Here is an 18,745-nt window from a genome sequence, read left to right as displayed (position 1 = left end):
GAGTAGCATTTACCAAACACGCGGGAATTTGCAGATGAAGTATTTTTTGATGCTGGCCGGGGTCATCCTGCTGGCTGCTGCCGGAAACGCAGTGGCCGGCGAGTTGCCGGAGTACACCTTGGTCATCAAGAACCATCGCTATCAGCCAAGCGAGATCAGGATGCCGGCCAATACCAAGGTGCGCATTGTGGTGAACAACCAGGATCCGACGCCCGAGGAATTCGAAAGCACGGATTTCAGTCGCGAGAAGCTGGTGCTGCCCAACGGCAGCGCCACGGTTTATGTCGGCCCCTTGCGCGCCGGTACCTATGCCTTTTTTGGCGACTTCCACCAGGACACGGCCCAGGGGCGCCTGATCGTGGAATAGCTGCCTGCCGTCGGATCGGCCTCCCCCACCGCCGTCATGGCGTGGATCCCTTCACACCTGTTCTCAATCAGTCGCGTATCGCCGTTGCTGCTGCGGCAGGCGGCTACCCGACCCGATGTTTTCCCAGGACTTTCCATGCAGGCAAACTACGCATTTACCGATCTCTCCGGGGTTGAGCCGAGATACGTGTAATTTTGATAAGTAGAAGTCATATTCTCTTTTGAAATTATAGAGATAGCTTATTTTCCCTTGCACTCCCTGCCTGTTCCTGTCCCGTCCTCATTTTTGCTTGGATAGACGGCGTTTGTGGGCCACAGTCAACTGGTTCTCTGCGGCCACTGCGCGGGCTTCCGCTGACTGAAGTGCCGCCTTCAAGCCGCTGACCTGTCCCCGCGCGCCAGCCAGCTCCAAGGCAAGCTGATCGCGCTCGCCCGTGATGGTGGCCACCGCCGCCAAGCGCGCTTCGCCCTCCGCCAATTCCCGGCGAAGACGCGCCATGTCCAGTCGCAATTCCGTGAGGCTGGTCTGCTGGTCTTCGCTACGTTGCCGCAGCTTGGCCAATTGCTGCTCTGCATGCCGCTGTACTTCCCGCGCGGCATCGGTTTCTTGCAGCATGCGGGCTTGAGCGGCCTCCACGCGCTCGTTGGCTTTGTCCCGTTCCACCTGAAACGCAGCGTCGCGGGCGGCAATGGTCGCCTGGAATTCGGCGGTCAATCGGCCGTGGGCCTGCCGTGCGGCCTCTAGTTGCTGAGCTATGTCGGTACGAACGGCCGCCACCTCGTGCTGCAACGCTTGAGCCTGGCCAAGGGCATCACGCTTGGCCTCGGCTTCCTGGATGAGCTGCTGCCGCACCTCGATGCCTTGCTCGCGAAGCTGACTGACCTCGTGCTGCAGCTGGTGAACCGCTGCCTGCGCCGCGTCTCGTTCGACAACTACGTCATGGAGCGCACGCTTCTGCGTTTCCAGATCGGACTCCAGCGCTTGGCGATGTTCGTTGAAGACGTGCTCCCCTTGTTCCACGGCCGCCACCCAAAGTGAGCGCATGGCATCGGCGATCGCCGGCGGGAGATCGGCGCCGAGTGCATCGGCCTTGGCCTGCTCATCCTTCCACAGCTTCAACTCGTCGTTGATTGTGGTGCGGCTGCCTTGCTGTATGGCGGCATAGATCAGGTCGACGGTGAGTTCGTGGGGGCGTTTACCGTCCGCGACCAAGACAGCGGCGGCTTCGCGGGTCCGTTGACGGGTATCACTGACACGGCTCATGGCTGCTCCAGTCGCTCGGAAGGTCAATTTCGTCAAATGAATTCTGTGTATATCACAGTATTACGTTATATATGTAACGATTAGATCAAGAAATTTACGATAACTTCCATAATCGAATGTCTTTTGGCTGTACGCTACGTTTCCCATGGCGTCAGACATCGGAAAGCATGACGGAGCCTGCAGCGAACCTTCTAGCGTTGCCCCAAGCCTTGCCGCCCACCCTGTCGGGATGCGCTGGCGCCAATCGCGCCTCTGCCAGCGTGGCGCGGCAGATCGCCGCCAACGACGACGTGGCCGCGATCGGCCTGTGGCTGGCGGAATATCACGACTCGCCGCATACCTTCCGCAGCTATCGCAAAGAGGCCGAACGCTTGCTGCTTTGGGCCACGCAAATCCGTGGCAAGCCGGTGTCGAGTCTCACCCGCGAGGATGTGATCGCTTATGAGGCGTTTCTTGCTCAGCCCCCTGCGACTTGGTGCGACGCCGGTCTCGCCCGTCGCGGCGAGCATCGGCGACTGTTGGTCGGTCCGTTGGCCGAGCGCAGCCGTCGCCAGGCCTTGGGCATTCTTGCGGGACTGTTCAATTACCTCGTGCGTGCCGGCTATCTCGCGGGCAGTCCGTTCGTCCTGCAGCGACAACGGGCACGCCGAGGCACTCGACGCACGATCGAACGCTACTTGGACCGTGCCATCTGGGAAGAGGTGTTACGCGTCGTCGACGATTGGCCGCAGGACTCCATGCGGGAACGGCAACGCTACGAACGCGCTCGCTGGGTGCTTCGCTTCCTCTATGAAACCGCACTACGAGCCGCCGAAGCCGCGGCCGCCAACGAAAACGATTTCCAACCTATCCGTGGGCGGTGGTGGTTGCACACCGTGGGGAAAGGTGGCGTCGAAGGCACCGTCCCCCTGAGCGACGGTCTCATGGACGACTTCGCACGCTATCGGCGCTTCCACGGCTTGCCCGCGTTGCCTTCGGGCGACGGCAACATCCCGGCCATTCTTGGCATCGCCGGACGATCGTCCCCGCTGACGCCCACGGCGGTCTACCAGATCGTCAAGGACACCTTCCGGCGCGTAGCCGAGACACTGCAACAGCAGGATGAGGTCAAGGCCACACGAGTGCGCCGCGCCTCGACGCATTGGCTGCGGCATACGGCCGCCACGCACCAGGCCGAGGATGGCACTCCGATCCACCACATCCAGCAGAACCTGCGTCATAGCTCCATCGGCACGACGTCGATCTATGTTCATGCAGAAGAAGATGCACGACATGCCAGTACTACGAAAACACGCATCGGGACCTCGGTGCTTCGCGGAGAGATGCCATGACTGACCCCGGCGATCGCTTTGGCATGCCGGTGAGCGCATTGAAGTTTGCTCTCTGACACGACTGCCAGCTGCAATCGACCGCGCCGTTAGCCGAACGGCATCACCCAAATCTTCCCTTCCCGGGCAATGATTCCATCGCCGTGACACAAATATCGTTGACTTCAACGTCAAGGGCAATTAGAGTACGCGCGCCCGGCGGATCGCCCGCGGGCATTTATTTGCTGCATCCGAGACCCATGGACATCTATCCGAGTACCAACGCAGTGATCGCGCCATCGGCGCCGGTTGCTGCCGAGGTTCAGCCCAACGTGTACACATCCCGCGCACCGGTCGCGGGCGGGCACTCCTGACGTCCCGCTCGCCCCCCGGTCTGCGGACTGGAGGCGAGCCATGCTCCTGCTTACCCTTCTACTGCCATCCTCGCGCGCACCGCGCGCTGCGCCGGCTCGTCCGCCGCTGCACCCGGCGGGCGTGCCCCCGCGTCCGCTGCTCATCCAACACTGGCAGCGTCTGCCCGGCGAGACGCGTCTGCGCGCCCGCTGGCTGACCTCGCGCTGACATTCCCTTCCCCCACGCTGGCGCCCGCGGCCGTCGCTGCTGGCGCTCTTGCCAAAGATCGATCGCATGACGCGTTTGCCTACATCCAAACTGTTCGTACTTCTGCTACTGGGCCTCGGCGCCCTGGTCACGCGCGCGCATGCCGACAGCGGAAGCGCGCCACCGCTATTCGTGCCGCAGTTGCTGGATGCTCAGGTCAGCTACGTGGCGCAGAAGCTCGACCGCATGCATTCCGCCTATACCGGCCCGCTCAGCCTGCCGGCTGGCGGTGACCAAGCGCTCTCGCGCACGTTCGGTGCCTATCTGGGCATGCGGCTGCCGGCGCATCTGGCCTTCTATCTGGATGGCGAGCTGTTCACCGGTGGCGGCATCAACAAGGGCACCGGCCTGGCCGGTTACGTCAACGGAGATGTGGTGCGCGCAGGTCCCGGCTCGGGCGGCAAGCAGCGGCCGTACATCGCGCGCGCCTACCTCGATTGGAATCTGCCTTTGGGCACCAACAGCGCTCCGATGGCGCGGGCGCAGGATCAGCTTCCCGGCACGCTGGCCACCCAGCGGATCGAGCTCAAGCTGGGGCGGCTGGCGCTGGCCGATGACTTCGACAAAAACCGCTACGCCAACGATACCCGCCACCAGTTCATGAACTGGGATTTCATCAACGCGGCGTCCTATGACTATGCCGCCGATACCCGCGGCTACACCGACGGCTTCATCGTCGCGTGGGTCCAGCACCACTGGACGTTGCGTTACGGCGTGTACCAGATGCCGCTGCAGGCCAACGGTCAGGCGCTGGCCGGGCCACTGGACCGAGCCCGTGCCGAGCAGGTGCAGCTGTCGCTGCACCCGTTCGGCAGTGACGGCTTCGCGTTGCGCCTGCTGGCCTTCCGCAACATCGCCAAGATGGGCAACTACGCGCAGGCGCTGGCGCTCGCCGCCGCCAGTGGCGCTACGCCGGACATCGCCGCCGACGGTCGCTACGGCCGCCGCAAGCACGGCTACGTGATCAATGCCGAGCTGCCACTGGCCGACGACGGCGACACCGGGCTGTTCGCGCGTTGGGGCTGGAACGACGGCCACACTCAGTCGTTCGCCTACACGGAGGCCGAGCGCGCGCTGAGCGCGGGGGCGCAGCTGTCCGGCGCGCACTGGCGCCGCTCCGAGGACCGTATCGGCATCGCGTTCGACCTCAACGGCCTAGCCAGCGCGCATCGCGCCTACCTCGCCGCAGGCGGCTGCGGCTTCCTGCTGTGCGACGGCGCGTTGGACTACGGCCGCGAACGGGTGATCGAAGCCTACTACCGCCTACAACTCGGTCACTACTTGCAGCTGAGCCCGGACCTGCAGTGGATCGCCAACCCCGGCTACAACCGCGCGCGCGGCCCGGCGCGGGTGGTCGGCCTGCGCCTGCACCTGAGCCTCTGATACTTCTTCGATACCCACAGGAAGCCTGACCATGTCTGTGCCAGATATCTCCGTACCACACGCCAGCGCCGCGGCCCGCGCAGGCCTGCAGCAGCGTATCCGCGACCGCCTGCACCTGGCGACACTGCGCCGGCGCCCTGCCACGCCGTGGAACCGGCTGGTACTGGCCTTCGCCCTGATCGGCCCCGGCCTGCTGGTGATGCTGGGCGACAACGACGCCGGTGGCGTGCTGACCTACGCGCAGACCGGCGCAGCCTATGGGCTGGGCCTGTTTCTGCCGCTGATGTTAGTGCTCGGCTTCGTCGCCTACGTGGTGCAGGAGATGACCATCCGCCTGGGCGCTGTGACGCGGCGCGGCCACGCCGAGCTGATCTGGAAGCGCTACGGCCCGTTCTGGGGCATCTTCTCGCTGGTCGACCTAGTACTAGCCAACATCCTGACCTTGGTCACCGAGTTTCTGGGCATCCGCATCGGCGGCGAGGCGTTCGGCATTCCGTATGGGCTGAGCGTGCCGCTGACGCTGGGCTTCGTGGTGATGACGCTGGTGTTCCTGCGCTACTGGGCGTGGGAGCGCATCGCGCTGTTCATCGCCGCGCTCAACCTGGTGTTCGTGCCGCTGGTGCTGATGGCACACCCGCATTGGGATGCTGTGGCGCGTGCGTTCGCAGGCTCGGGCTGGGTGCTGCCCGGCGGCGTGCTGTCGGCGACCTTCCTGATCCTGCTGTCAGCCAACATCGGAACCAGCATCGCGCCGTGGCAGCTCTTCTTCCAGCAGTCCTGCGTGGTCGACAAGGGTCTGCTACCGAAGGACATCCCGGCCAGCCGACGCGACCTGATGCTCGGTGTGGGCGGCATGGTACTGGTGGCGATCGCGGTGATCGTGCTCGGCGCGGTAGCGCTGTCGGGACTTCCCGATGCGAAGAACCTTACGACCGAGGCAGTGCTGTCCGCGCTGCAGCAGCGCTTAGGCGAGACGGCTATGAAGCTGTTCGCGCTGGGCCTGATCGAAGCCGGGCTGATCGCCACCATCGTGATCACCGCCAGTACCGGCTGGGCGATCGGCGAGGCGCTGGATCTACCACGCTCGCTCAACGCGTCACCCGGCCAGGCATGGCGCTTTTATGCCCCGGCGGTGATGGGCACGGTGGTCGCAGCCGGCGTGGTGCTGTTCCCGAACCTGCCGATCGGCTTCCTCAACCTCAGCGTGCAGGTGATCGCCACGGTGTTCATGCCGGCGGCGATGCTGTTCCTGCTGATGCTGCTCAACGATCGTGAGCTGATGGGTGAGCATGCCAACGGGCCGGTGCGCAACGCACTGTCAGTCGCGATCATGCTCGGGCTGATCGCCTGCAACGTCCTGTATGGCCTGGTCACCGTATTTCCGCATATCTTTGGAGGCAACCCATGAAAGACCTTAACGAGTACACGCCCGAGCAGGTGCAGGCGCTGCTGGCCGAGGAAGGCTGGCATGACGAGCTGCCGCCGGTGCATCGCTTGCAGCTGACGCCGTGGCAGCAGTGGGTGTTCTGGGGGTTGCGCATCTACGTGGTGGTGATGTGCGTCATTGTGCTGTGGGCGTTCACCGCCGGCGTGCACGCCTGAGAGTGGTCGGCATGCCAGTACGACGCGGGCACGCGCTTCGTTGACCCCGCCCGACAATCACTCATGATGCCCTAGCAGGCTGTCGAGAAACCTCCGCGCATCGCCGCGGTCATAGACGCTCTCAATCACTGACCGCTTGATCCGATGCGCAGCCCCGACGTCCAACAGCTTGGCATGTTTTCGTACGTATCGGTCGAGGATCGCGTGCCGCCGGATCATCCGATCCGCAAGCTTCGGATTCTGGTGGACGCGATCCTGGGCGAGCTCGATGAACTGCTGGCGGCGCGCTACGCCGCAGGCGGTCGCCCGTCGATCCCGCCCGAACGCATCCTGCGCGCCTCGCTGCTGCAGGTGGTTTACAGCGTGCGCAGCGAGCGGCTGCTGATGGAGCAGCTCAACTACAACCTGCTGTTCCGCTGGTTCGTCGGCCTGAACATCGACGATCCGGTGTGGGACCACTCGACGTTCTCCTTCAACCGCCAACGGCTGTTCGACGAGTTGATCGCCCAGCACTTCTTCGAGCACACCGTGCTGCTGGCGCGGCTGCGTGATCTGGTCAGCGACGAGCACTTTTCGGTGGACGGCACGCTGCTGGAGGCGTGGGCTTCGCACAAGAGCTTCCGGCCCAAGGACGACGACGAGGGCAATGGCGACGACTTCCGTGGGCACAAGCGCAGCAACGAGACGCATGCGTCCACCACCGATCCGGATGCCCGGCTGATCCGCAAGGGCCAAGGCAAGGAAGCGAAGCTGAGCTACCTGGCCAACAGCCTGATGGAGAACCGTCATGGCCTGATCATCGGTGTAGACGTCCGCCATGCCAGTGGCACCGGCGAGCGGGACGGCGCTTTGGACCTGCTCACCGCGGCCGGCGTCCGGCGAGGGGCCACCCTGGGTGCGGACAAGGGCTACGACACGCAGGACTTCGTTGCGGCCCTGAGGGCGCGTGAGATCGTGCCGCATATCGCACGCAACACGGGCAATGGGCGACGCAGTGCCGTGCCGCGTGCGGTGGCGAGCACGCGCGGCTACGGCATCAGCCAGAAGGTACGCAAACGGATCGAACAGGGCTTTGGCTGGATCAAGACCATCGGCGGGCTGCGCAAGCTGCCGATGGTCGGCCTCGCCGCGGTGCGCGGCTGGGTGACCTGGACGTTTGCCGCCTATAACCTGATCCGCCTCGGCGGCATCGGCGAATGGTGGGAGCCTTCACCAACGTGAGCGATGACAGGAGACGTGCGCCCGCAGGGCGGAAAATCGCACTCCACCGCTATCGCAGTGGCCGCCATGCCATAGATCGTGTCTATCAAAAGCAGTGCGGAACCCTGCTTCTCAACAGCCTGCTAGGCGTGCTGGCCGCGTTCATCGTGATGAACCTGCAGGGCGTCACGGCGAACCTGATGTCGCTGGGCGGCATTGCCATCGCCATCGGCGCGATGGTGGACGCGGCGATCGTGATGATCGAGAACACCCACAAGCACCTGGAGCACTGGCGCGACGGGCACGACGGTGCGGAGCCGCGAGGCGAGGCCCGCTGGTCGCTGATCGCCGACGCCACCGTGGAAGTGGGGCCGGCGCTGTTCGTCAGTCTCCTGGTGATCGCACTGTCGTTCGTACCGGTGTTCGCGCTGCAGGGTCAGGAAGGCAAGCTCTTCAAGCCGCTGGCGTTCACCAAGACCTACGCCATGGCGGCCGCGGCGGGCCTGGCCATCACCCTGGTGCCGGTGCTGATGGGCTACCTGGTGCGCGGGCGCATCCGAGCGGAGCGGGCCAATCCGCTCAACCGGTGGCTCACGGCGCTGTACGCGCCGATCCTCGATGCCGTGCTGCGCTGGCCGAAGACCACCTTGGCGTTGGCGGGCCTGCTGCTGCTCACGGCGCTGGTGCCGCTCAGCCGGCTAGGCAGCGAGTTCATGCCCGCCATGGACGAGGGGACGCTCCTGTACATGCCCACCGCCTTGCCGGGACTGTCGGCCGGCAAGGCATCGCAGCTGCTGCAGCTGACGGATCGCATGATCAAGACCGTACCCGAGGTAGCCCACGTATTCGGCAAGGCGGGCCGCGCGGACACCGCCACCGACCCGGCGCCGCTGGAGATGTTCGAGACCACGATCACCTTCAAGCCGAAGGATCAGTGGCGCCCCGGCATGACGATGGCCAGGATCAAGGCCGCGCTGAACCAGGCCGTCCATGTGCCGGGGCTGACGAACCTGTTCGTGCCGCCGATCCGCAACCGCATCGACATGCTCTCCACCGGCATCAAGAGTCCCATCGGCATCAAGGTGCTGGGCACCGATCTGGCGGCACTGCAATCGGTGGCCGATCGCATCGAGGCCGTCGCACGCACCGTGCCCGGTGTGCGCTCGGCGATCGCCGAGCGCCCGGCCAGTGGCCGCTACGTCGACGTGCACATCCATCGGGACGCGGCGGCGCGTTACGGACTGACGCAGGATCAGGTGCAGCAGTTGATCGCCACCGTGGTCGGTGGCGATCCCATCGGCCAGAGCATCGAGGGGCGCGAGCGCTTTCCGATCGTGGTGCGCTACCCGCGGGTGGACCGCGACTCGGTACAGGCGTTGCGGCAACTGCCGATCGTGGTGGCCAACGGCGCCCAGCTCACGCTGGGCCAGATCGCCGACATCACGGTCGCGGCGGGACCGTCGATGCTGAAGAGCGAAGACGGCCAGCTGGCCACCTACGTCTACGTCGACACCGATAGCAGCAACCTCGGTGGCGTGGTCGCCCGGCTCCAGCGCGCGGTGGCGCAACAGGTCACGCTGCCCGCCGGCGTCACGCTGGACTGGTCGGGCCAGTTCCAGTACCTGGCCCGCGCCGCCCAGCGGCTCCGGCTGGTGGTGCCGGTGGCCTTGCTCATCGTCTTCGTGCTGATCTACGCCGTGTTCCGGCGCGCGGTCGAGGCGGCCCTGATCATGGCGAGTGTGCCGCTGGCGCTGGTCGGCGGTCTATGGCTGGTCTGGCTGCTGGGCCAAGCCGTATCGGTGGCGACGGTCATCGGCTTCATCGCCCTGGCCGGCGTCGCCGCGGAGTTTGGCGTGGTGATGCTGCTTTACCTGCGTCATGCCTGGGATCGGCAACTCGCGGCCAACCCGCAGGCGGGTATCGAGGCGCTGGACGCGGCCATCCGCGAAGGCGCGGTTCAGCGCGTACGACCCAAGGCGATGACGGTGGCCGTAATCCTGGCGGGTCTGTTTCCGATCCTGCTGGGCCATGGCGCCGGCTCTGAAGTCATGCAACGCATCGCCGCCCCCATGATCGGCGGCATGGTGACCGCACCTCTGTTGTCCATGCTCATCCTGCCAGCCGCATTCAGCCTGCTCATGCGGCACCGACTGCGCAAGTCCGCACCAGCCACCCCGACGTTCCACCCACCTCAGGAGATCCAATCATGAAGAAGCAGGTTTTTACCCTGGCCTTTCCCGGTGCGCTGGCCTTGGCCTCGACCGCCGCCTTCGCCCAGCAGATGGATCCGAGCATGCCCGGCATGGCCGGGATGCAACCGGCCAAACCCACCCTGGCGCAGGGCGTGGGGATCGTCAAGGCCATCGACACCGCCAAGGGCACGATCACCCTCCAGCACCAGGCCATCACCGCCATCGGCTGGCCGGCGATGATCATGACCTTCAAGGCCGATCCGCCGCCCCTCCTGCAGAAGGTGAAGGTCGGCGAGTCGGTGCGCTTCACCCTGCACCCGGCCGGCATGGCCAGCACGGTGACGGCGATCACACCGCTGCGGCCCTGAGCAGGCCATGCCGCGGCTCCACATGGGCCTGGTCTATGATCGGGCCTTTATAGCGTGACGGAACGAGCGCTCAGCCCGCGAACAGCGAGTCGCCGCTGGCTGCGGGCTGTTGCCGCGCGTGGCCCCCTTTCCATCGGTACCGAGGCATGGCATGGCTTCGATTGATCGGACTGCATACCCGCAATTCAAACGTAATCCTGTGGTTCGCGAACTCGTCGCGCTGTACACCGTCGACGAGTCCGAGACGGCCTTCATCGTCAAGCATGCACGACAGCCGTCCAGTCGATTAACCCTGGCCATCCTGCTGAAGAGCTTTCAGCGATTGCGCTATTTCCCGGCACTGGATGAGGTGCCCGCAGCCGTACTGAGACATATCAGGGCGTCCCTGAAGTTTCGGATCCAGGTGAAGCCTGCCCAGCCTAGCGCGGTCACGCTGTATCGCTATCACGCATTGATCCGGAAGCACCTGGATTTCCGGCCGTTCGAGGAAGGCGGTCTCGATGTGGCGGCCCGAGCCATGCGAGATGCCGCGGCCATCATGGATCACCCGCCGGATCTGATTAATGTGGGCATCGAGCAGTTGGTCACCGACCGCATCGGTCTGCCAGCCTTCAGTACACTTGATCGGCTGGCGCGACGTGTCCGTGCGCTGGTCAACGGCCAGCTCTTCGCAACCATTGCTCAGCGCCTGACGGCGGACGAGAAGGCACGCCTGGATGGATTGCTACAAGCCGCTGGGAAAGCCGGCAAAAGGCCGCTGCACGAGGTCAAACGCCTCCCCAAGCGCTCATCCTTGAGGCACTTCCAGGAACTGATCGACCACATGGAGCGGCTTGACGCGCTTGTGAACACGGACGCGCCGTTGGTTGGGATACCCGAACTCAAGCGCAAGCATTTCGCGGCAGAGGCGCGTGCACTCGATGCCGCCGAACTCAAAGATTTCCGCCTCGCCAAGCGACATGCTGTCCTGCTTTGCCTGATCCACCGGGCACGGGTACAGGTGCGCGACGATCTGGCGGCGATGTTCATCAAACGCATGAGCAAGATCCATGTACACGGCAAGGAACATCTCGATCGCCTGCGCAGCCAGTACCGGGAGAAGGCCGAGGTGCTGGTGGCAACGATGTCCGATGTGATTCGCGTACTCGCCGAACAACGCAGCGACACAGCCGCCGGTCGTGAGATTCGGCGCCTGGTCGGGCAGCGCGGCAGCATCGATACGCTGCAGGAGGACTGCAACGCGATCGCCGCCCACAGCGGTGACAATTACTTGCCGTTGCTCTGGCCGTACTACAAGAGCCACCGACCCACGCTGCTGCGCATGGTGCGCATCCTCAATCTGAAAAGCACGACGGAAGATCGTTCGTTGATCGATGCCCTGGAGTTGATCCTTGCGCAGGAACGGCAGCGCGGTGATTGGCTGGACGGGCCGATGGATCTGTCCTTCACAACACACTTGTGGCGAAAGACCCTGACGCAGCGCACCGAGGATGGCGAGGAGCGCATTCACCGTCGGCATTTCGAGGTGTGCGTGTTTTCCGCGTTGGCGAACGAACTCAAGTCCGGTGATGTGGCCGTACCGGGATCGGAGGAGTACGCCGACCAAGGCGAGCAGCTATTGAGCTGGGAGGAGTGCGAGCCCCAAGTGGCCGCCTATTGCGCAGAGTTTGGCCTGCCGGCTGACCCGATCACGTTCGTCAACACACTGCAGTCGCGCCTGATGCAGGTCGCCGAGCAAACAGACCAGGAGTACGTCGACAACGGCCAGGTCGTGATCGATGACCAGGGCATGCCGGTTCTCAAGCGCAGCAAGGCCAAAGAGATGAGTAGCCAGGCCAAAGCCCTCGAAACGGCCATTCATGAGCGCCTGCGTGAGCGAAGCGTCATCGATGTGCTATGTGACGTGGGGCACTGGACCAACTGGCATCGTCATTTCGGCCCGCTATCCGGGTCGGACCCGAAGATTGATCAGGCACGCGAGCGTTATGTGCTGACGGCTTTTACCTACGGATGCAACCTGGGCCCCAATCAGGCGGCACGTCATTTCCGTGGGGCTGTCACGGCGCACATGCTGTCGTTCGTCAATCGTCGCCACATCGACGCGAACAAACTGGCCGCCGCATGCCGCGACATCATCAATAGCTACGCTGGCCTTCAATTGCCCAAGCACTGGGGCGACAGCAAGCGTGCCGCGGCAGATGGCACCAAGTACGAGATGTACATTCAGAACAGCCTGGCCTCATACCACATCCGGTACGGTGGTTACGGCGGCATTGCGTACCATCATGTCTCCGACACCTACGTCGCGCTGTTCAGCCACTTCATCCCATGCGGGGTCTGGGAAGCGGTGTACATCATCGATGGCCTGCTCAAGAACACGTCCGACATCCAGCCGGATATCGTGCACGCCGACACCCAAGGGCAGTCGCTTCCCGTCTTCGGGCTCTCATACTTGCTGGGCATCCAGCTGATGCCACGCATCCGAAATTGGCAGGATTACCGGTTCTTCCGGCCCGATACGGATGCCTCCTACGAGCACATCGATGCGCTGTTCCGCGACAGCGTCGATTGGGACCTGATCGAGACGCATTGGAAAGACCTGATGCGAGTCGTATTGTCGATCAAAGCCGGCAAGGTGGCCGCTTCGACCTTGCTGCGGCGCTTGGGCAACAACAGCCGCAAGAACCGGCTTTACCACGCTTTTCGCGCCTTGGGCTCGGCCGTGCGCACGCTCTTCCTGCTGCAGTACATTTCCGACCAAGACCTGCGCGAACAGATCACCGCCTCCACCAACAAGGTCGAGGCCTATAACGGATTCTCGAAATACTTCTTCTTTGGTGGGGAGGGCATCATCGCCGACAACGATCCGGTGGAGCAGGAGAAGGCGGTCAAGTACAACGACCTGGTGGCCAACGCCGTGATCTTCCATAACGTCGTGGAGCAAACCCGCATCATCCGTTCGCTCATGCGGGAAGGCTGGAAGATCACTGCCGAAGATGTGGCCGCGCTCAGCCCTTACATGACGAGCCATATCAAACGCTTTGGAGACTACCTGATCGATGCCGAGGCCGTGCCCGAGCCCTACGAAGCCGAACTGGCCCTGGCTGCTTGAGTGTCGCAGGCGATGGGCACGAGGGTGGTGATTCCGCGCAGCCCATCTCGGCCAGGGGGCGTTCAACCCACGAGACCCGTGCTCGCTATGCTTCAAGCGACGTGGCAGTGGCATGGCAGGAGGTACCGTGGAGCTCTCGGATTTTCATATTGGTCTGGAATTCGTGGCAAGCGCCGGGTTCCGGTGGCGGTGCACCGATGTGGGCACCCGGACCATCTTGGCCATCCAGCTCGATCGGAAGGACCCCAACTGGTACCAGGGGCCGCCGTACATCGCCAGGGAAGTCGTGTTCGATGAGCACGAGATGGCGCGCTGCCACCGGACAAATGTCGATGCAGTGTCAGCCTCTTTGAAAGAGCACCAGACGATGGCACACCCGGGTTATCCCTCAGAGGTCGTGACGCGCATGCTGGAGGCGCGGCACGCCCAGCTTTACCCACACTCGGGCGTGTTGCGCTTCGACCGGTGTCGGCCGGACGGGGAAATCCTCCATCCCTTCGCAGGGCGGCAGGAGGAAGGGGAGTGGATCGTCGAGCTATACCTGCCGTTCCAAGAGGACTATGAGGTCATGCCAGAACGGGACTTCATCGCATTGCCTCGGGTGACGCACGCCGACCTACGGGCTCGCGCGGCGGCCAAGAAAAACGGCTAACTCGTTGCCTCGATGGTGGAATTTCGATTCTGGTTATCAAAATTACACGTATCTCGGCTCAATCCCTCTCCCGCCGTATTTTTCCGACAATCCTCGGCCTTGCCATGCTCGGAGGCAGCGGCCTCGTGCATGCCGACGATTTCATCGTCTACTCGCCGCATGTGATAGCCACCCAGACCGAAATCGAGCTGCGCGGCTACGGTTTCAGTGACGGGCGTGCGGACATCGGCGGCGAGCGGGCGGCCGAGCTTTCCGTCGCGCACGCAGTCACCAGTTGGTGGAAACCCGAACTCTACGTGGCAGAGTACAAGAAAGAGCCCGGCGGCCGGGGGAAACTGGTGGGCTATGAATTCGAGAACACGTTCCAGTTCACCGAGCCGGGCCGTTATTGGGCCGACATCGGCCTGCTTGCCTCCTACGGTCATCCCAGGGGCGGTGGTCCGGGTGAACTCGAGCTTGGCGCACTGCTCGAGAAGGCGGCCGGTCGCTTCGATCATCGTGTCAACCTGATCTGGGAGCGCCATGTCGGCAGCGGCGCGTCGCATGGCACCGAGTTCCGCTACAGCTACGCGGGCACCTATGCATTGACGTCCGCATTTCGGCCAGGCATCGAGGCGTATGGCCGGCCGGACGACCATGCCTACCAGGCCGGTCCCGTGGCCACCGGTGAGTGGCACGTGCCGGGCACGCATGGCAACATCGAGTACCGTGTCGGACTACTTCTGGGCATCAATCCCGCCGCTCCGCGGCGCACGGTGCTGGCCCAGGTCGAGTACGAGTTCTTTTGAGCGCACCGCGGTGGCGGTGAAGTGAACCCTGGCAAGGTGGGCTACTGCCCTGCCCGCTGAGCGGCCCGGATCGGCTTGATCCGGCGCAACCAGTCGTAACCATCCGCGGGGCGCAAGCCGATGTCGGCGCCAGCGCGCCTGGCAGGGGCGCTGCGGCCCGTGACGTTCGGGTTACCGAATCGGAGTCGCGGATGTAGTGGCTGGCGGCTGAAGCTGGTCTTCATTCCCGGGTTCCTCGCGATGTGAGTTGATCGGCCCGATCCGTGCCGGTTCGTGCGTACACCTCGAAAGATCCGGCTCGCCGGGCCGCGGATCAACGGCCTTGGCGGGATCGCACCGTTTCCGCCTGGGAACGATCTTGTTTCGGTCGATCGTTCGTCCATGGAGACTCACTGATCACCCACCAAGCGTTTTGCCGCGAACGGCCGACGCCATATCGCTGTGCACGAGTGCATTCGGGTGTCGGATCATGGGCAAATCACTACTTTCGCGGCTGTTTCTCGTGCTCGGCATGATGAGCGTGGCGCTGCCGGGTGCTGGTGCGGCCACGCTGTACGGCGGCGACTACGCCAGGATCGGCGTGCCGGACTTGCAGCAGGCCGTGGCTTTTTTCCGAGATGTGCTGAACTGTCGCCCGCTCGACCCGGCCGCGGGCGCGGTCGACAGCCCGCGGCAATCCACTCTGCTGGCCTGCGACGCGGGTTCGATCATTGAACTGTTCGATGAGCGGGATGCCACCCTTTCACCCGCACGGCCGTCGCCGGAACAGGTTGGCCGCACCTTGCGATTCGTGACGGATGACGTCGTCCATGCTGACCAATGGCTGCGCGACGAAGGCGTCGACGTGAGCGGAATGCCGCACCGGTTGAGTTCCGGACCGCTGACCGGACGTCTGGTACTGGATTTCGTGTCGCCCTGGGGCTTGCGCCTGCAGCTGCTGGACAGCAAGGCGGCGGGTTCCGTCGACAGCCATCTGGCGGCGGTCGAGATGCCACTCGGTGGCGATTGAGGCTCAACGGCGGGCGCGGAAGAACTCGCGCAACATGCCGGCGGATTCCTCGGCCAGCAAGCCGCCAACCACTTCGATGCGATGGTTGTGGCGCGCATCCAGCAGGGTGTCGAACACGCTGCCGGCGGCGCCGGTCTTCGGGTCGGCGGCGGCGTAGACCACGCGGCCGAGGCGAGCGTGGATCATCGCCATCGCACACATCGAGCATGGCTCCAGTGTGACGTACAGCGTGGCGCCGGACAGGCGGTGGTTGGCCAGCTTCTCGCCGGCGGCGCGCATGGCCATGATCTCGGCATGGGCGGTCGGGTCGTGCAGGGTGATGTTGCGGTTCCAGCCCAACCCGACGATTTTCCCGCCCTGCACCAGCACCGCGCCTACCGGTACTTCGTTCTCGGCATCGCGGGCGTGCTTGGCCAACTGCAACGCGCGCTGCATGTATTGCACGTCGGCGGCCGAGAATTCGCCTGAGCTTCCAATTACTTCGTCAGTCATTTCAATGCATTGTGGCTTGAACATGAGAAAGCCGGCAAGTTGCCGGCCTTCTCGGGTGCGTTCAAGTGGTTGATTTCCCTACTCCCACTCGATCATCAACAAGACTCGCAAGTCCGCGTGGTTAAAGGATTTGGCTGTGATCGACATGAGGCTTTACCGTCGCTTTTACCGTCAGAAGCGCACAGCTTTTGCTGGCACGGGAGATGGAGCGACTTGCGGGGCGACAACTCTTTCGACTTCATTGTCAATCGCCCCTGATCTTACCTCTGTACGGCCGGCAGCGCACCCTCAGGCGAGGGCGCCAGCTCGGCTATGCTCGCGCGTAGCGGTATGTGCCTTTAATTGATTGAGCCAGATATTGACCCTTTGAAGGCGCATGGCGCATTCCATCGAATATCACCTCCGGCACATCAAAATAGTTATAAATGCTGCCATTCTTAAACTCTACGCTCAACACACTTGTTTGGCCGTCGTAACCAAAACGAGCGACGTTGGAAGACTCTGGCGATTCAATCCAATCCATGATTCACACCTTCTTTGGGGTTGGTTGTGCTGCAGTATCAACAGCGGGAGACACGTGCTCGTAGTGAGGAGATTGTCTGCGCCACTGACGGACCATCGGCTTGTAGTCGTTCGGGTCACGGCGTTGACCCCAACCACCCGGGCCATCGAAGCCAACATTCTCATTGCCGCGCTCTACAACTCTAGGATCAACACTATCAGGTCGCCGATCGATGGGAGGTGGTGTCACCAGTGTTCGAACAGGCAAGCTTACTGCCTCTCCGACAACAATAGCCTCACCTGTGCGCAGCACCGGAAGCATGTCAAAAAGCCCCTTCAAATTATCAGAGGCCGCGCTGGTTATATGCCCTCTGTCAGCATCATTCGAAAGGCGCATGGCAAAGATGGTTCCACACTGGGAAAGAATCGTGGAGTCAATCTCGGACGGCCGTTGACTTACAATCATCATGCCAACACCGTACTTTCGGCCCTCCTTCGCGATCCGCCTCACGGCGAGTGCGGCCGATCCGGAATTGTCTTTGGATAGATAGGCGTGCGCCTCTTCCAGAACGATCAAAAGCGGGCGTTCTCTGCCGCCTTCGGGCAGATTCCGCGCCCAGAACACTGCGTCATATAGAACTCTCAGTAATGCTCCGATGAGTTCGTTCAGTATTGATGACGGTATCCCCGACAAATCTAATATCGTTATCGGTCGAGGACTACCGATCCACCCTTCCAACACTGCATCAAGGTCTTTGACGGTTTTCCCGTCTATGTCCGGAAGCCAATCGCCAGGATTGAAGATGAAGGCCAAGCGCGGATCTCTCAGCTTTGATGCAAGTCCCGCAAGTTGTTGTCGAATGCCAATGATGTCGCGGCTTTGCTGCACGCGCTCCGGCGCCGGACCTGTCGTCTTGATGGTGCGATAAAGAGGTGGTGTAACTGACATCGCATCACCAAGCTGAACAGGTTGCCCGTTGGCATCCAGGACGTAGGCCGGATCAACTTCGTCAGATGCCGTACCGGGCCGCGGAATGAGTGTGTGGTGTTCTCGCTTGTGGAGTTCAAACCACAGCTTGTGAAGGCAAAATGGGATCGGTGTATCAACAGTCACGCGCAGTGGATCGACACCGTCGCGAGGCTGACTTGTCAACCCCTCCTTCTTCAGTTGCACGACCATATCAGCGACAACGCCGAGCTGCGCATCGCTGAGTTTCCCAAAGGCCAGAGTCACAAGCTCCTCGAAGCTCAACGCCCAAAATGGCACGTGAAGCGGCGTTTGATTCTTGGCTGCATCGGCAGAGACCACAAACACGGACGCTCGATCCGCGAGCGCCTTTCCGTATTCACCATGGATATCAAGAACGACAATTCGCGACGATGGATATCGAGAACTATCCGAAAGAGCCGTGAGAAGCCCAGCCACAGTAGTAGATTTGCCAGAACCGGTTGTGCCCACCACGGCCGAGTGACGGGTCACAAGCTTATTGATATTGACCAGCGATGGAATGGACTCTGCGCTTGCCAAGTGCCCAATCGAAACGAAGTCTTGTGGGTCGCCCGATCCGTAGATGGCCAGCAAGTTGGCTTCAGTAACGATGTAGACGCGGTCTTCGATCGTCGGATGTTGCGATATTCCGCGCTCGAATCGACCTCCACGCTGACCTTCGCCAACCATCTGGACCTTTACCCAACGATTCCCATAAGCCTTGTGCTCTTCGTCGCTCTCAGGGGCTGCGCCAGCGCCAACGTGGGAGACCACGCCGTAAAGTTCGACAAAACCAAGGGGAATGCGCACGAAGCTTCCGACCTGACCTATCCGGTAGCCTTCACCGTTGAAGAAACCGAGTCCGGTCACAGTGTCACTACTCAATTCAACGGTCACGCT

15 protein-coding genes and 1 pseudogene are annotated in these 18,745 nt (G+C 62.8%); 12 read left to right on the top strand and 4 right to left on the bottom strand.

What is annotated here, in order from left to right; genetic code table 11:
- The first annotated feature begins 34 nt into the window (after positions 1-34).
- Positions 35-367 (top strand): cupredoxin domain-containing protein, encoded by a 333-nt coding sequence (locus RHOOR87_RS0100290; protein ID WP_027483925.1) that lies wholly within the window; start codon positions 35-37, stop codon positions 365-367.
- A gap of 279 nt (positions 368-646) precedes the next feature.
- Here the strand turns inward: RHOOR87_RS0100290 and RHOOR87_RS0100285 are convergent, their stop codons facing one another.
- Complete coding sequence (locus tag RHOOR87_RS0100285; RefSeq protein ID WP_027483924.1) at positions 647-1,630, bottom strand: DNA-binding protein; 984 nt, start codon at positions 1,628-1,630, stop codon at positions 647-649.
- 209 nt (positions 1,631-1,839) lie between these two features.
- Between RHOOR87_RS0100285 and RHOOR87_RS0100280 the strand changes: the two genes are divergently transcribed.
- From RHOOR87_RS0100280 to RHOOR87_RS0100230, 11 genes and pseudogenes are all read left to right on the top strand, one after another.
- Entirely contained in the window at positions 1,840-2,961 is a 1,122-nt protein-coding gene (locus RHOOR87_RS0100280; RefSeq protein WP_231381686.1) for a site-specific integrase, read from the top strand.
- A gap of 624 nt (positions 2,962-3,585) precedes the next feature.
- Positions 3,586-4,941, top strand: coding sequence for a carbohydrate porin (locus tag RHOOR87_RS0100275; protein WP_231381685.1), 1,356 nt, complete (start codon positions 3,586-3,588; stop codon positions 4,939-4,941).
- A gap of 31 nt (positions 4,942-4,972) precedes the next feature.
- Positions 4,973-6,349 carry a divalent metal cation transporter gene (locus tag RHOOR87_RS0100270; RefSeq protein WP_027483921.1) on the top strand — a complete coding sequence of 459 codons (1,377 nt, stop codon included), beginning with the start codon at positions 4,973-4,975 and terminating at the stop codon, positions 6,347-6,349.
- Positions 6,346-6,543 carry a hypothetical protein gene (locus RHOOR87_RS18840; protein ID WP_043795149.1) on the top strand — a complete coding sequence of 66 codons (198 nt, stop codon included), beginning with the start codon at positions 6,346-6,348 and terminating at the stop codon, positions 6,541-6,543. The genes RHOOR87_RS0100270 and RHOOR87_RS18840 overlap by 4 nt, the downstream gene beginning before the upstream one ends.
- A gap of 144 nt (positions 6,544-6,687) precedes the next feature.
- Complete coding sequence (locus RHOOR87_RS0100260) at positions 6,688-7,764, top strand: IS5 family transposase (protein WP_027483920.1); 1,077 nt, start codon at positions 6,688-6,690, stop codon at positions 7,762-7,764.
- 122 nt (positions 7,765-7,886) lie between these two features.
- Positions 7,887-9,953: pseudogene (locus RHOOR87_RS18835) on the top strand (CusA/CzcA family heavy metal efflux RND transporter); the annotation flags it as partial.
- Entirely contained in the window at positions 9,950-10,303 is a 354-nt protein-coding gene (locus RHOOR87_RS0100250; RefSeq protein ID WP_027483919.1) for a copper-binding protein, read from the top strand. The pseudogene RHOOR87_RS18835 and the gene RHOOR87_RS0100250, both read left to right, overlap by 4 nt.
- A gap of 151 nt (positions 10,304-10,454) precedes the next feature.
- Positions 10,455-13,415: a Tn3 family transposase gene (locus RHOOR87_RS0100245; RefSeq protein ID WP_027483918.1), complete on the top strand. Its 2,961-nt coding sequence runs from the start codon at positions 10,455-10,457 to the stop codon at positions 13,413-13,415.
- 127 nt (positions 13,416-13,542) lie between these two features.
- Positions 13,543-14,067 carry a hypothetical protein gene (locus tag RHOOR87_RS0100240; protein WP_027483917.1) on the top strand — a complete coding sequence of 175 codons (525 nt, stop codon included), beginning with the start codon at positions 13,543-13,545 and terminating at the stop codon, positions 14,065-14,067.
- Between the two features lie 125 nt (positions 14,068-14,192).
- The gene (locus RHOOR87_RS0100235; RefSeq protein ID WP_231381684.1) at positions 14,193-14,855 is read left to right on the top strand and encodes a hypothetical protein; all 663 of its coding nucleotides are present in this window, start codon (positions 14,193-14,195) and stop codon (positions 14,853-14,855) included.
- 469 nt (positions 14,856-15,324) lie between these two features.
- Positions 15,325-15,864 (top strand): VOC family protein, encoded by a 540-nt coding sequence (locus RHOOR87_RS0100230; protein ID WP_027483915.1) that lies wholly within the window; start codon positions 15,325-15,327, stop codon positions 15,862-15,864.
- A 3-nt stretch (positions 15,865-15,867) separates the two neighbouring features.
- Here the strand turns inward: RHOOR87_RS0100230 and tadA are convergent, their stop codons facing one another.
- The 3 genes from tadA to RHOOR87_RS19655 all read right to left on the bottom strand — a co-directional run bounded on the left by tadA (position 15,868) and on the right by RHOOR87_RS19655 (position 18,742).
- Positions 15,868-16,356 (bottom strand): tRNA adenosine(34) deaminase TadA, encoded by a 489-nt coding sequence (gene tadA / locus RHOOR87_RS0100225; RefSeq protein ID WP_027483914.1) that lies wholly within the window; start codon positions 16,354-16,356, stop codon positions 15,868-15,870.
- Positions 16,357-16,666: 310 nt separating this feature from the next.
- Complete coding sequence (locus RHOOR87_RS19660) at positions 16,667-16,879, bottom strand: KTSC domain-containing protein (RefSeq protein WP_081699971.1); 213 nt, start codon at positions 16,877-16,879, stop codon at positions 16,667-16,669.
- Between the two features lie 3 nt (positions 16,880-16,882).
- Complete coding sequence (locus RHOOR87_RS19655) at positions 16,883-18,742, bottom strand: ATP-binding protein (protein ID WP_196806962.1); 1,860 nt, start codon at positions 18,740-18,742, stop codon at positions 16,883-16,885.
- Positions 18,743-18,745: the final 3 nt, after the last annotated feature.

Source organism: Rhodanobacter sp. OR87 (genome assembly GCF_000473345.1).
GTDB lineage: Bacteria > Pseudomonadota > Gammaproteobacteria > Xanthomonadales > Rhodanobacteraceae > Rhodanobacter > Rhodanobacter denitrificans.
This window is presented reverse-complemented; position numbering and strand designations above follow the sequence as displayed.